This is a genomic window from Gluconacetobacter tumulicola, from assembly GCF_014174215.1.
Taxonomy (GTDB): domain Bacteria; phylum Pseudomonadota; class Alphaproteobacteria; order Acetobacterales; family Acetobacteraceae; genus Gluconacetobacter; species Gluconacetobacter tumulicola.
Genome location: NZ_JABEQL010000024.1, coordinates 46,412 through 59,932 on the forward strand (window position 1 = coordinate 46,412; position 13,521 = coordinate 59,932).

Below are 13,521 nucleotides of genomic sequence, written 5' to 3' on the forward strand. Positions count from 1 at the left end.
ATGGCACTTGGCTTCTTTTCCCGCCTGAAGGCGGGCCTGTCCCGATCGACCCAGAAACTGGGTGGCGGGATCGCCGCGGTCTTTACCCGCCGCAAGCTGGACGACGCCGCGCTGGAGGAACTGGAGGATCTGCTGATCGCAGCCGATCTCGGCCCCAATGTCGCGGCACGGGTGATCGAATCCTTCCGCAGTTCGCGTTTCGGCACCGAGGTGACGGACGAGGAGATCCGGAATGCGCTGGCGACGGAAATCGCCCAGGTGCTGGAGCCGGTGGCGGTGCCGTTCGTGCCCGACCCGACCCTGAAGCCGCATGTGGCGCTGGTGGTCGGTGTGAACGGCAACGGCAAGACCACGACCATCGGCAAGATGGCGCGCTTCTATGGCGAGCAGGGGCTGAAGGTGATGATGGTGGCGGGGGATACGTTCCGCGCCGCCGCCGTCGAGCAGCTTCAGGTCTGGGGCCAGCGGGTCGGTGCGCCGGTGATTTCCGGGCCGCCCAATGCCGATGCCGCGGGGCTGGCGTTCGATGCGCTGAAGCGCGCGCGGGCTGAAGGCGCGGACCTGCTGCTGATCGATACCGCCGGCCGCCTGCACAACAAGGGCGCGCTGATGGAGGAACTGGCCAAGATCATCCGCGTGATGCGCAAGTTCGATGAAACCGCGCCGCATTCCGTGCTGCTGGTGCTGGACGCGACCACCGGCCAGAATGCGATCGAGCAGGTGCGGGTGTTCAAGGAACTGGTGAACGTCACCGGGCTGATCGTGACCAAGCTGGACGGCTCGGCACGGGGCGGCATCGTGGTCGCGCTGGCCGATACGTTCGGCCTGCCGGTGCATGCGGTGGGTGTGGGCGAGCAGGCCGAGGATCTGCGGCCGTTCTCGGCCGAAGCCTTTGCCAACGGGCTGGTCGGGCCGTCGATCAAGCTGTCCTCGCCGGAAGGCGGAGAGAAGAAGGACGGCGAGGGCGACCCGGCCTGAGGCCGGGCCGCCGCCCCATGATCAGAGCGGGAGAATCCGCTCGGACAGTTCGCTGAGCGCCTGGATGCCGGGAAGGGTCTTGCCCTCCAGCCATTCCAGGAATGCGCCGCCGGCGGTCGAAGTATAGGACATCTCGTCCGCGACGCCGGCATGGCGCAGGGCCGAGACCGTGTCGCCGCCGCCGGCCACGCTGGTCAGCTGGCCGGCCTGGGTGCGCCGCGCCACTTCCGCCGCGACCAGGTTGGTGGCGGTATCGAACGGGTGCAGTTCGAACGCGCCCAGCGGGCCGTTCCACACCAGCGTCTTCAGCCCGACGATCTTTTCCGTCAGCAGGCGCACCGTTTCCGGCCCCGCATCCAGGATCATCGCGTCGGCGGGGACGGCATCGACCGGCACCGTCTTGGTCGGCGGGTCGGCACGGAATTCCGTGGCCGTCACCGCGTCGACGGGCAGGATGATCTCGCAGTTCTGGCTGGCGGCCTTTGCCATGATGGCGCGGGCCGTGTCGTGCATGTCGGCTTCCTGCAGCGACTTGCCGACGGCGACGCCCTTGGCGGCCAGGAAGGTGTTGGCCATCGCGCCGCCGATGATCAGCACATCCACCCGGTCCAGCAGGTTGCCGATCAGGTCCAGCTTGGTCGAGATCTTGGCGCCGCCGACGATCGCGCCGACCGGGCGGACCGGGTTTTCCAGCGCGACGTTCAGGGCGTTCAGCTCCGCTTCCATCAGCCTTCCGGCGAAGGAGGGCAGGAAGCGGGCTACGCCTTCGGTCGAGGCGTGGGCGCGATGGGCGGCGGAGAACGCGTCATTGACGTAATCGTCGGCCAGCGCGGCCAGCGCCTTCGACAATTCGGGGTCGTTCTTTTCCTCGCCCGCGTGGAAGCGCGTGTTCTCCAGCACCAGCACGTCGCCGTCCTGCAGGCTGGCCACGGCCTGTTCGGCCACCGGGCCGATGCAGTCCTCGGCGAAGCGCACCGGACGGCCCAGGATGGTGCCCAGGGCGGTCGCGATCGGTTCCAGCGACATGGCGGGCACGCGCTGGCCCTTGGGACGGTCGAAATGGCTGACCACGATCACCCGCGCGCCCTTGTCCGCGAGTTCGCGGATGGTGGGCGCCAGGCGCTCGATACGGGTGAGGTCGGTGATCTGACCGTCGCGCACCGGGACGTTCAGATCGGCGCGCAGGAGCACCTTGCGCCCTTTGGGCTGCAAGGCGTCCAGCGTCTTGAAGGACAGCGCGGCCATCAGAGCGCGCCGAAGACCGCTGCCGTGTCGGACATGCGGTTCGAGAAGCCCCACTCATTGTCGTACCAGCTGCAGATCCGCACCAGCTTGCCGCCGTCGATCAGCGCGGTTTCGGTCGCGTCGAAGGTCGAGGAGGCGATGGAGTGGTTGAAGTCGGAGCTGACCAGCGGCGCGGTGTTGTAGGCCAGGATGCCCTTCAGCGGTCCTTCCGACGCGGCCTTCAGCATCGCCTCGTTCACCGCCTCGACCGAGGCGGGGATGCGCGTCGGCACGAAATCCAGCGACACCAGTGAGACGTTGGGCGTGGGCACGCGGATGGCGGTGCCGTCCAGCTTGCCCTTGAGGTGCGGCAGCACCAGGCCGACCGCGCGGGCGGCGCCGGTCGAGGTCGGGATGATGTTCATCGCCGCCGCGCGGGCGCGGCGTGGGTCGCTGTGCAGCGTGTCCACCGTGCGCTGGTCGCCGGTGTAGGAGTGGATGGTGACCATGTAGCCGCGCTCGATGCCGAACGCCTCGTCCAGCACCTTGGCGACCGGCGCCAGGCAGTTGGTGGTGCACGAGGCGTTGGAGATCACCGTCATGTCGCTGGTCAGCGTATCCTGGTTCACGCCGAAGACGATGGTGGCATCCACATGGCTGGCGGGGGCGGAGATGATGACCTTGCGCGCGCCGGCCTCGATCAGGTGGGCGGCCTTCTCCTTGTTGGTGAAGCGGCCGGTGCATTCCATCGCCACGTCCACGCCTTCGAAGGGCACCTTGGTCGGGTTGGCTTCGGCCGAGACGGCGATGGGCGCGTAGGTGCGGCCATTGGCCGTGATGACGATAGTGTTGCCTTCGACGCGGACTTCGCCGGGGAAGCGGCCGTGAATGCTGTCATAGGTCAGCAGGTGGGCGTTGTCGGCCACGCTGCCCAGATCGTTGATCGCCACCGGCACGACGTCGGTGCGTCCGCTTTCGATGATGCCGCGGAGAACGAGGCGACCGATGCGCCCGAAGCCATTGATTGCGACTTTGACAGCCATTCTATTTCTCTCCCGAATATCAGCCTCTGGCCGAAATATCGGCCCAGGCTACGTGGTGCCTCCGGCAACGGACCGTGCACGATGGCCATCCGCTTTCTGCCCGGAAGGCGATTGAAAGTCACGTCCCGTCTCGTTGACAAGGCGGATCGCCATTTCGTGTATGCGTTCGGCTGTAATGCCCAGGCGGCGATACAGTTCGCCCGATGGTGCGGCTTCGCCGAAATCCTCCATGCCGATGAAGGCGCCGTGCGGGCCGAGCCACCGGTCCCAGCCGAAACCCGAGGCGGCTTCGATGCCGATGCGCGGCGCATCCCCCAGCACCTGCGCGCGATAGGCGGCGTCCTGCCGGGCGAACAGCTCCCAGCAGGGCAGCGACACCAGGGCGGCGCTGATGCCGTCGCGCACCAGCAGGTGCTGGGCCTGCCGGGCGATGACCATTTCGCTGCCGGTGGCGATCAGCGTGACCTGGCGCGGGCCGCGAGCCTCTTCCATCACATAGCCGCCGCGCGCGCTGCCGTCGCGCGGGCGGCGCTGGCGGAGGTCGGACGGGGCGTTGGCGTCGGTCGCCATCGGGGACAGGGTGATCAGGCTGGGGCCGTCGGCGCGGCGCAGGGCCAGTTCCCAGCATTCCATCGTCTCCCGCCGGTCGGCGGGACGGAAGACCAGGACGTTGGGCATGGCGCGCAGGCTGGCAAGCTGTTCGACCGGCAGCCAGCCCGCCCCGTCTTCGCTGAGGGCCAGCCCGTCATCGGTGAGCAGGTAGATCACCTGCTGGCGCATCATGGCCGCGAAACGCAGGGCCGGGCGCATGCGATCGATGGCGACGAAGGTGATCGCCCCGCACGGCACCATTCCGCCATGCACCGCAATCCCGTTCAGCAGGGCGGCCAGCCCGTGGACCAGCGTGCCGCAATCGGGCAGCGTCTGGTCGGCCGGCATGGCCTCGGTCCGCTCGCGCCCGCGACGGGAGGACAGGCAGAGCATTTCCGGCACCAGGTCGCGCAGGATGTCCAGCCCCTGGCGGCCGTAGCCCAGGGTTGTATCACCGGGCGTCGTATCGGCCTGAATCGTGTCGGGGTCCGGCAGGATCGCGGACAGTGAGGCCGTGTGCCATGCGCGGAGCCAGTCCTCGCGCCAGAAGGAGGGGAGGCGCCGTGCCGCGATGCGTTCGAATTCCGCGCGGAGCCGGTGCTTGACCAGCCGGCGCAGCCAGGAGCGCCGGGCCGATGCCCCACGGCGGGCCGTCCGGGCCCATAGCAGCGTCGAATGATCGGGCACCGGCCCGGTGGTGGATGCGACGGGGCGGGGCGGGGCGGATCGGGGCGTGATGGCGCAGGCGAGGACCGAGGGCTTGCGCGAGCGGATCGCCGCCGACAGCGCGGCCTGCACGGCGTCGTGGTCGTCGGCGGCGACCTTGCGCACCATCCATCCGGTCGCGGCGTAGCGGGCCAGCGTGTCCTCGGCCTCATCCTCCTCGTGCGGGGCGATCTCGAACAGGACGGTGACACGGTCCAGCCGCATCCGCGCCGCCAGGGACGCGGCTTCCATCGCCACGCCGGTGGCCAGTTCGGTACTGCAGGACAGGGCCCATATGCGGTGATTGACGATCGAACGCCCGAAGCGTGCCGCGAGTTGCCGTTCGGCCAGCGCCATGCCGATCGCGGCCCCCAGCCCCTGGCCGCTGGGGCCGAAGGCCATTTCCACCGCCGGATGGACGCCATATTCGACCGCGCCGTCGGGTGCCACAGTCTGGCCGGCCAGGCGCATCAGCGCATCCAGCAGCGGCCGGTGCCGGGTGGACGAGACGATGAAGCGGTCACGGTCGGGCCAGTCGGGGCTTGCGGGGTCGAAGCGCAGGAACTGGTTCCACAGCACGCAGGCGGGGACCGCCATGGCCCCGGCCTGGGCGGCGTCCGCCGGGTTGCCCAGCCGGGCCTCGATGAAGGTGCTGACCGCGTCGCGCAGGGCGTGGATCGTCTCGCCCGACGCCGGTTCGGCCAGGGCGTCGGAGGGCGGGGCCTGGTCGAGGGGCGCGTCCAGCTCGGGGGCGATAGCGGTCTGCGCGCAGAACATGGGGGCAGGGCGTCCTGAAGGCCGGTCGGTTGTGCCGGCAGCGGCAAAACTATTGCTGTTGGCTATAGGATCGTGCCGGATGCTCCGCAAGCGCGATGCGATCGGCGGGCGGGAGCAGCGGCTGTTCGGGGCCGGTACTCTTGCTCCATGGCGTGGATGCTGTAACCGTGGCGGGCCATGCTGCATCGTATTCGTTCCGTTTCGACCCTGATGGCCGTGTCCGCCCTGTGCGTGACCGGGCTGGCCGGCTGCAACCTGGTGGACCAGCGGACCTTCGATCCGCGCGCCAGCCGGCCGCCGGTGCCGCATTATCCGCCCGCCCCCCCCGCGCCGCGCCCGGTGCCGCCGCTGGTGGATATCCGTGCCGGCACGCCGGACAGTGCGTGGCGGCCGGCGCTGGAAGGCGCCGTCAGGCGGGCGCTGGCGCGCAAGCCGAACGTGCTGTTCGTGGTCCGGGTCGTGGTGCCGGCCGGCCCGACGCCGGAGCAGGAGGCCCTGGCCATGCGGCATGCCGTGACCACGGATGGCCAGGCGGTGGCGGCAGCCATCGTCGCGGCCGGCGCGCGACCCGAACAGGTGGAAATGGCGGCTATGTCGGATTCGTCGATGACCGCCAGCGCCGTGCGGGTGTATGTGCGATGAAACAGGATCGTGGTCCCCGTGCTGTCGGAGGCCCGTGCTGTAGGTGGACAGACCGTAACGGCGACGGCCGTACGGGCCGGCGGGCCCGCATCGGCGTCGCGGGAGAATGACAGAGTGCCCAGTATCGACGTGGATCGGCATCCTTTCTACCGTTTTTGCCGGGAATCTCTGGACGGTATCCGCGAGCAGGGACGATATCGCCGCTTCACGCCGCTGGCGCGCCAGGCCGATCGGTATCCCGTCTATGACCATGTGACCGCTCCTGCCGCCGAGCCGCCCGTGGGGCGCGAGGTGGTGGTGTGGTCGGCCAACGATTATCTGGGCATGGGCGTGGAGCCGGCGGTGGCCGAGGCCGCGATCGCCGCGATCCGCGAACATGGGGCCGGCGCGGGCGGCACCCGCAACATTGCCGGCACCAGCCCGCTGCACGCGGAGCTGGAGGCCGAACTGGCCGACCTGCATGGCAAGGAGGCCGGGCTGCTGTTCGTGTCCGGCTATGTCTCGAACCAGGCCAGCCTGCAGACGATCCTGACCAGCATGCCGGGCTGGATCTGCTTCTCCGACCGGCAGAACCATGCCTCGATGATCGCCGGCATCAAGGGCGCGCGGGGTTCGTCCTGCGTGATCTACGAGCATAACGATCTGGCGGATCTGGAGGCCAAGCTGGCGGCGGCGCCGAAGGATGCGCCCAAGCTGGTGGCGTTCGAGAGCGTCTATTCGATGGATGGCGATGTTGCCGATATCGGCGCCACCTGCGCCCTGGCGCGCAAATATGGGGCCATGACCTATCTGGACGAGGTGCATGCCGTGGGCCTGTACGGCCAGCAGGGTGGCGGGGTGGCCGAGCGTGACGGGGTGGCCGACCAGGTGGACGTCATCGAGGGCACGCTGGCCAAGGGGTTCGGCGTCCATGGCGGTTACGTCACCGGGTCGGCGGAACTGATCGACTACCTGCGCTGTGCCGCGTCGGGCTTCATCTTCACCACCGCGCTGCCGCCGTCGGTGGTGGCGGCCGCGCTGGCCAGTGTCCGCATGGTGCGGCGCGAGGGCTGGCGGCGCGAGAAGATGTTCGAGCGGGTGGCGACGTTCCGCGCCAAGCTGACCAAGGCTGGAATCCCGTTCATGTCCACGCCCAGCCATATCGTGCCGATCCCGGTCGGGGATGCCGATCGCTGCAACGAGATCAGTCGGCGTCTGCTGTCGGATTTCGGGCTGTATGCCACGCCGATCAACTATCCCACCGTTGCGCGCGGGACCGAGCGGCTGCGCCTGACGCCGGGGCCGCACCATACGGACGAGATGATGGACGAGATGGTCTCGGCCTTGACGGCGCTGCTGCGGATCAATGCCCGTCACGAGGAAGAGGCGGCCTGATCCGGCCGCCCGTTCGCGGGCGGGTCAAAGGCCGAGGAAGCGCCGTGTATCGGGGTCGATCGGTATGCCTTTAGTGGCCCGGTGCCGGGCCGTCGTCCATTCGCGGTCGCCCGGCGCCATGACGGGGTGTTCGGCATCCGTGGGCGGGACGGCGCGGAGTCGGCGCAGATAGTCGGCCATCGCCCGGTCGTAGGCGGCGCGACCCACGAAGCGCGCGGGGTCGATCGCCAGGCAGAACTGCCCCACGTTGCGCGCCGTCGTCCGGTCGTCCGTGTCCGTCATCGGGATCATGGCGGGATCGGTCGCGGCCCCGGTCAGAACGGCCGACAGGATGGTGACCATTCCGGCCAGTGCCGCGCCCTTGAACCCGTAATCCGGGCCGCCCAGCGGCAGCAGCATGTGCGCGTCATGCGCGCTGGTCGTCTCATGGCCGTGCATGTCGGCTGCCACGCCGGCGGGCAGGGGGCGGTTCAGCGACCGGTAGAGCCGAACGCGATTGAAGGGGATGGACGAGGTCGCGATGTCTAGCAGCCACGGAGCCTGCCCGGCGACGGGGGCGGCCATGGCGATCGGGTTGGTGCCGTGGAACGGCAGGCTGCCGCCGAAGAGCGTGACATTCGCGTCGGAATTGCTGGTCACGATGCCGATCATGCCGGCTTGGGCAGCCTTCAGGGCATAGGCGCCGGCGGCCCCGCAATGCGATGAGCGGACGATGCCGACCGCGCCCACCCCGGTTTCGGCTGCGATCTCGACGGCCAGGTCCATCGCACGGTAGCAGCCGTAATGGCCCAGCCCGTCATCGGCATCCAGCATGGCCGTGGCCGGGGCGGTGCGCCGGATCGTCAGGCGCGGTGTGCGATTCAGCCGTCCATGCCGCAGCATGGTGGCGTAATGTGCGGCCAGTCTGACCCCGTGGCTGTCGATGCCGGTCCGTGAGGCATGCATCAGCGCCTCGGTCGTCGCGGCGGCGGAGTCGGGCGAGGTGCCGGCGGTCAGCAATGCGGCCGTGACGCGGGATGCCAGCGTTTCGGCGTCGACGAGGATGGTGTCGGTCATGGCCGCCCCAGGATCTCGGTCGCGCGTTTGCGGTCCAGCTTGCCTTCCCAGGCACCGATCACGACCGGCGCCACGCAGTTGCCCGCCAGATTGCCCACCGCGCGTGCGATGCCGACGAACCAGTCCACCGCCAGCAGCATGACCAGGCTGGCGACGGGGATCGAAGGGATGGCGGACAAGGTGGCGGCCAGCACGACAATGGCGATGCCGGGTACGCCATGTGCGCCCTTGGAGGTCACCAACGCGGTTGCCAGCATGATCAGGATCTGCCACGCGCTCAAGACCGTGCCCGTCGCCTGGGCCAGGAAGATGACGGCGAGGCCCAGATAGATCGACAGGGCGTCGAGGTTGAAGGAATAGCCTGCCGGTACCACCAGCCCTACTACCTGACGGTCCACGCCCATCTGTTCCAGCTTGGTCATGACGCTGGGCAGCACTGCATCCGAGGCGGTGGTTGCGAAGGTGATTGCGAATTCCGTGCGGAAATAGCGGAAGAACCGTATCGGGCTGACCCCCGACAGGCGCAGGCAGAGCCCCAGCCCGCCGACGACGAACAGGGTGATGACCACGAAATACAGGAGAACGAAGGCGGCTAGATGTCCGATCGCGTTGAGGCCATAGCGTGCGGTGGTGGTGGCCATGGCGCCGAACACGCCGAGCGGTGCCAGCGCGATGATGAAGCGCATCATGCGCGAGAACAGGGCGGACAGCGCGTCGATCAGGCGGACGATCGGTGCGCCGGTCTCGCCGATCTGGCTGAGGCAGCAGCCGAACAGGATGGCGAAGAAGAGAATCTGCAGCACATTGCCCTGCGCGAAGGCATCGGCCGGGGTGCGGGGGATCAATGCCAGCAGGAAGTCCGTGATGCCGCCCTCATGCATCACATGGGCGTTGTGGGCGTAGGACGCGATCATGCGGGTATCGTCGGACGTGGGGGCGAACACGATGCCCCGGCCCGGCTGGAGGAGCAGCGCGATGCCGACGGCGAAGAGGAGGACCAGCGTGGTCATCGCCTCGAAATAGAGAAGCGCCTTGGCGCCCAGCCGCCCGACGGTGCGCAAGGACCCGGCGCCGACGATCCCCGTTACCACGATGCAGAACAGCAGGGGGCCGACCGCCATCACGATCAGGTGGAGGAAGAGGTCGGTCGCCCAGCGTGTCTGCGCTGCGAGGTCGGGTGCGAAGACGCCCAGCGCCAGGCCCAGCAGGGTGGCGATGACGACCTGGAGGAACATGCCGGGGCATCCGGTCCGGCCGGCATGTGTCGCGGGAAGGGTCGTCTCGCTCATCCGATGGGTCCTTGGCTGGTTTGGGGGGATGTGGGCCCGGCTCAGTAGGTCAGGTTGATGCGCGCGCCGACGAAGCGCGGCATGCCCGGGATCACGCCGTAGAATGTGGCCTGCGTGCCGGCCGAGAGCCAATAGCGGCGGTCGGCCAGGTTCTGGCCGTAGACGGTGACCGACCAATGCTGCTTGGGCGCCGCAAAGGTCAGGAACGAATTGACCAGGAAATAGGCCGGCGAGCGGTAGATGCCCGTCTGGCCGATATATTGCGGCTGGGTCTGGCGGCCGCGATAGGAATAATCGACATCGAACGTCATCCGATAGTCGCGGAAGACATTCCATGTGTAGGTCGCGGCACCCGACAGGGTCAGGTTGGCCAGCCCCATATTCACGTTGTCATAATTCGTGTTGATGGCCTGCCAGCGGCCGGTCGCGGCGAAATTGGCTGTGGTGGCCGAGCGGTTGAGACTCTGGAACTGCGTGTAGACACCGTTCTGGTAGCCGAAATTCTGTGTCAGGACCATGCCGTGGAACGGATGGGCCTCGGCGTCGAATTCCGCGCCGTAGATATAGGAGCGCGGGGCGTTCACGTAGCCGCCCAGGACGCCGTAGGGCGGGACCAGGACCGTGCCCAGAAGCTGCTGGTCGCGGTAATCATAATAGAACCCGGCGGCATTGAGGCGCAGGCGGCGGTCGAACAGCATGGTCTTGAAGCCGCCTTCATAGGTCAGGATCTGTTCGGGCTTGAAGGGGCGGAGCTGGGCTGCCTGCTGCGTGATGTTGGCCGAGAACCCACCCGGCTTGAAGCCGCGGCTGAACATGACATAGCCCATGATGTCGTGCGTGAACTGATATTGCGCGCCCACACGGCCGCCGAACTGGTTGCTCAGCGCGCCGCTATTGCCGAAATTCGTCGGTGTGCCGACGACGGCACCTGTATTCAGATTGTAGTTCGTGCTGGTGACGTTGAGCATCTGGCGGTCGTCGGATTCATGCAGGATCGCGCCGATCAGGCGCAGCCTGGGCAGAACGCGGTAGGAAAGCTGCACGTACTGATTGAAATTCTGCTGATCCTGCCGATAGTTCGTCTCGTTCAGCGGCGTGGTGCCGGGGCGATCCGATGAATCGTACCAGAAATTCTGCGCCATGCGCGATCGGCTGTAATACATGCCGGTTTCCCAATGGAAGCGCGCGTTGGGGTCGATCGATTCCAGTTTCACTTCCTGCGAGAACACGTTCGTCCGGTTGTTGCGGAACATGTTGCCGTAAGAGAGGATGGAGTCCGTCTGGTTCGTCAGTTCGTGCTCGTCGGCCATTTCATAGGCGCTGATGCTCGACAGCCGCCCCCAGGAGAAATTCTTCGTATAGCGCACGTTCGCGCCCCAGAAGATATTGTCTTCGCGGGGCTTGGTGTTGCTGCCGTCGATGCCGATGATCTTGGCGAAACGCGGGTCAAGGCCCCATTCCGTCTCGTAGATGTCCTGTGTCACCGGGACATGGTAGGAATTGTAGAGATTGTGGCCCGATGCGTATTCCGACTGGTCGGTCGTCCAGTGGCCGCCGATGATCAGGTTCGACGTGTCGTCGATATCCCATTTCAGCTTGGCGCGTAGGGCGCCCAGATTGGCGTTGCCGAAGCCCTGTCCGGCCGCGTTATGCTGGTATCCGCCACCGGTCATGGATTGCCCGGCGATGCGGAACGACACCGACTGGGATAGCGGGGTCGAGATATAGCCTTCGACGCGGTTGCGGCCGTAGCTGGCGATATCCTCGGTCAGGCCCGCGTGGAACTGGCGCGTCGGGTCGGCGGTGTGGAAGTCTATTTCGCCGCCCGTTGTCGCCTGGCCGTGCGTGTAGCCCGACGGTCCGGCGGCGATGGAGATATCGTCGAGGTCGAACATCATGCCGGTCGTCATGATCGAAACCGGCAGTGCCACGCCATCCAGATACGGCATGGTCGAGGGCGTGTTGTTCTGTGTGAAATCCATCAGGCCGACGCCGCGCAGCGTGAAGTTCAGAGCGCCCGATCCGAAGGACGGCTGGATGGTCAGGTTCGGTGCCACGCGCTGGATATCGGTCATGACGCGGATATTGCGATTGGTCAGTTCCTGGCGGGAAATCACCGTTTCCGAATGGGCGTCGTGCTGGCCGGCGCCGGTCGCGCCCCGGCGTGCGGAGACCGTGACTGCCTCGGTTTGTGCCGATGTCGGAGCAGGGGTTGCGCGGGCGGGGATTGACCGCGATGGCGCGGGTGGCGCTTGCCTGGTGGCATCGGCCAGAGCCGGCAGGGGCAGGATAACGCTGGCCAGAAAACTGGTCATGATGGCCTGCCTCTGGAAGGAAAGCTCGGCGCGGCACGGGAGGAGCATGTCTGTCTTCCTTATCTCGTCGTAATGGCGGCAGGCGCGACCGGCACATGGTCGGGGTCCTGGCGATGGGATGAGGTCATGTTGGTTCGGCGATTCAGTCGCAGGGCAGCGACCCGGCGACTGTGGAGTGTCGTCAGGTAGGCATGGCTTCTATGATTTCATCTGTGGAATGGTGTTCTAGGTTGGTCTACAAATTCGATAATTCGTGAGGTTCAATGTTGCATACAAGATGTAAAACAATCCGAAATGAAACGCTCTCGAAAAATGCGTGTGAATTAAAATATGACAAAAAATTCATAAAATGAATTAGTGTATTGATTTTGCACTGTAAAAAGTCACACCTTCGTTCGAATGTTTTTTAGGTGTTCCTTTACCTGCGCAAGATTTGTTCATTTCGATAGGCAATTGAATAAAGAATCATCGAAGCCGGACGCTTTGTCGGGAGCGTTATCCGGCGTGGTCCAGCATCATGGCGATTGCCGAACCACGCCGCTCTGCGCATACTTCTTGTATGCGAGATAATGCCGAAAGAGATGCACACAAGAATCCGCACCTGATCGAGGATCGCATCATCCATGCGGCTCTCTCGGGGCGTATCGCACCGGGCGAACGCCTGGGCGAGAAGGAATTGTCCGAGATTTTCGGCGTGTCGCGCACGCTGGTGCGTGAAGCGATGATGCGTTTGCAGGCGCGGGGGATCGTGGAAGTCTCCGCCCGGCGAGGCTGGTTCGTCATCGAGCCGTCGGTTGAGGAGGCGCGGCATACGATCGATGCCCGGCGCGCGCTGGAGGTGGGGATGCTGGTCACGCTCGACCGGGCGAGTCCGGCCATGATCCGGACCTTGCGCGATCATGTGCGGGCCGAGCAGAAGGCGATTGCCGGCGGCGATCGGGCGGAGCGCAGCTATCTGTTGGGGCATTTTCACGTTTGCCTGGCCGAAACGCTCGGCAATCCGGTGCTGGCCTCGCTGTTGCAGGACCTGACGACGCGTACGGTGCTGATTGCCGCCCTGTATCAGTCGACGCACGACGCGCACGAATCCTGCGGCGAGCATGGCGCGATCATCGACGCGCTGGAGCAGGGAAACGCCACCGAGGCTGCGCGACTGATGGACGTTCATTTGCGGCATGTCGAAAAGGCGCTGAACTATCGCAGCGTATCCAGCCGGCTGGAGCATCTGAAGGAAGCGCTCAAAGGTTCGGGTGGGTAGGGCGCGACGAGTGGGATTGTGTGCTCGATATCCTTGTATACAAGAGTGTGCGTGCCTTGGCCGGCGCTGACGGAAGAGGAGAGATAGAGGTGTTCGGACAGATCGACCCGCCGCACCGGCTGTTGATGGGGCCTGGCCCGGTGAACGTGTATCCGCGCGTGCTGCGGGCGATGTCGGCGGACATGCTGGGTCAGTTCGACCCGGAGATGACGCGCACCATGAACGAGACGATGGCGCTGTATCGCCGCGTGTTCATGACGGAGAACCGG

At 66.3% G+C, this 13,521-nt stretch carries 10 protein-coding genes and 1 pseudogene; 5 read left to right on the plus strand and 6 right to left on the minus strand.

Going from position 1 to position 13,521, the window contains the following annotated elements; genetic code table 11:
- Positions 1-978, plus strand: a complete 978-nt coding sequence (gene ftsY / locus HLH29_RS15085; RefSeq protein ID WP_182968203.1) for a signal recognition particle-docking protein FtsY — start codon at positions 1-3, stop codon at positions 976-978.
- Positions 979-999: 21 nt separating this feature from the next.
- On the opposite strand, the gene HLH29_RS15090 is transcribed toward ftsY, so the two are convergent.
- The 3 genes from HLH29_RS15090 to HLH29_RS15100 are packed head-to-tail and all read right to left on the minus strand — an operon-like array spanning position 1,000 to position 5,318.
- Positions 1,000-2,223, minus strand: coding sequence for a phosphoglycerate kinase (locus HLH29_RS15090; protein WP_182968204.1), 1,224 nt, complete (start codon positions 2,221-2,223; stop codon positions 1,000-1,002).
- Entirely contained in the window at positions 2,223-3,245 is a 1,023-nt protein-coding gene (gap, locus tag HLH29_RS15095; protein ID WP_182968205.1) for a type I glyceraldehyde-3-phosphate dehydrogenase, read from the minus strand. Before gap ends, HLH29_RS15090 begins: the two co-directional genes overlap by 1 nt.
- A 48-nt stretch (positions 3,246-3,293) precedes the next feature.
- A complete protein-coding gene (locus HLH29_RS15100; RefSeq protein ID WP_182968206.1) occupies positions 3,294-5,318 on the minus strand; it encodes a transketolase-like TK C-terminal-containing protein in 2,025 nt (674 codons plus the stop codon).
- 177 nt (positions 5,319-5,495) lie between these two features.
- Between HLH29_RS15100 and HLH29_RS15105 the strand changes: the two genes are divergently transcribed.
- Positions 5,496-5,960, plus strand: a complete 465-nt coding sequence (locus HLH29_RS15105; protein ID WP_182968207.1) for a hypothetical protein — start codon at positions 5,496-5,498, stop codon at positions 5,958-5,960.
- A gap of 114 nt (positions 5,961-6,074) precedes the next feature.
- A complete protein-coding gene (hemA, locus tag HLH29_RS15110; RefSeq protein ID WP_338030257.1) occupies positions 6,075-7,334 on the plus strand; it encodes a 5-aminolevulinate synthase in 1,260 nt (419 codons plus the stop codon).
- 24 nt (positions 7,335-7,358) lie between these two features.
- Here hemA and HLH29_RS15115 read toward each other — a convergent pair whose 3' ends face one another.
- The 3 genes from HLH29_RS15115 to HLH29_RS15125 are packed head-to-tail and all read right to left on the minus strand — an operon-like array spanning position 7,359 to position 12,042.
- Positions 7,359-8,390 (minus strand): Ldh family oxidoreductase, encoded by a 1,032-nt coding sequence (locus tag HLH29_RS15115; protein ID WP_182968208.1) that lies wholly within the window; start codon positions 8,388-8,390, stop codon positions 7,359-7,361.
- Positions 8,387-9,679: a cation:dicarboxylate symporter family transporter gene (locus HLH29_RS15120; RefSeq protein ID WP_246374287.1), complete on the minus strand. Its 1,293-nt coding sequence runs from the start codon at positions 9,677-9,679 to the stop codon at positions 8,387-8,389. The genes HLH29_RS15115 and HLH29_RS15120 overlap by 4 nt, the downstream gene beginning before the upstream one ends.
- 41 nt (positions 9,680-9,720) lie before the next feature.
- Positions 9,721-12,042, minus strand: coding sequence for a TonB-dependent receptor (locus HLH29_RS15125; RefSeq protein ID WP_182968209.1), 2,322 nt, complete (start codon positions 12,040-12,042; stop codon positions 9,721-9,723).
- A 511-nt stretch (positions 12,043-12,553) separates the two neighbouring features.
- Here HLH29_RS15125 and HLH29_RS15130 point away from each other — a divergent pair.
- Both HLH29_RS15130 and HLH29_RS15135 read left to right on the plus strand, forming a co-directional pair.
- Complete coding sequence (locus tag HLH29_RS15130) at positions 12,554-13,252, plus strand: GntR family transcriptional regulator (protein ID WP_182968210.1); 699 nt, start codon at positions 12,554-12,556, stop codon at positions 13,250-13,252.
- A 125-nt stretch (positions 13,253-13,377) separates the two neighbouring features.
- Positions 13,378-13,521 (plus strand): annotated as a pseudogene (locus tag HLH29_RS15135) (alanine--glyoxylate aminotransferase family protein); the annotation flags it as partial.

Excerpts from the sequence above, each read along its gene's own strand:
- ftsY (WP_182968203.1), top strand. The coding sequence starts at position 1 with ATGGCACTTGGCTTCTTTTCCCGCCTGAAGGCGGGCCTGTCCCGATCG.
- HLH29_RS15090 (WP_182968204.1), bottom strand. The coding sequence starts at position 2,223 with ATGGCCGCGCTGTCCTTCAAGACGCTGGACGCCTTGCAGCCCAAAGGG.
- gap (WP_182968205.1), bottom strand. The coding sequence starts at position 3,245 with ATGGCTGTCAAAGTCGCAATCAATGGCTTCGGGCGCATCGGTCGCCTC.
- HLH29_RS15100 (WP_182968206.1), bottom strand. The coding sequence starts at position 5,318 with ATGTTCTGCGCGCAGACCGCTATCGCCCCCGAGCTGGACGCGCCCCTC.
- HLH29_RS15105 (WP_182968207.1), top strand. The coding sequence starts at position 5,496 with ATGCTGCATCGTATTCGTTCCGTTTCGACCCTGATGGCCGTGTCCGCC.
- HLH29_RS15115 (WP_182968208.1), bottom strand. The coding sequence starts at position 8,390 with ATGACCGACACCATCCTCGTCGACGCCGAAACGCTGGCATCCCGCGTC.
- HLH29_RS15120 (WP_246374287.1), bottom strand. The coding sequence starts at position 9,679 with ATGAGCGAGACGACCCTTCCCGCGACACATGCCGGCCGGACCGGATGC.
- HLH29_RS15125 (WP_182968209.1), bottom strand. The coding sequence starts at position 12,042 with ATGCTCCTCCCGTGCCGCGCCGAGCTTTCCTTCCAGAGGCAGGCCATC.
- HLH29_RS15130 (WP_182968210.1), top strand. The coding sequence starts at position 12,554 with ATGCGAGATAATGCCGAAAGAGATGCACACAAGAATCCGCACCTGATC.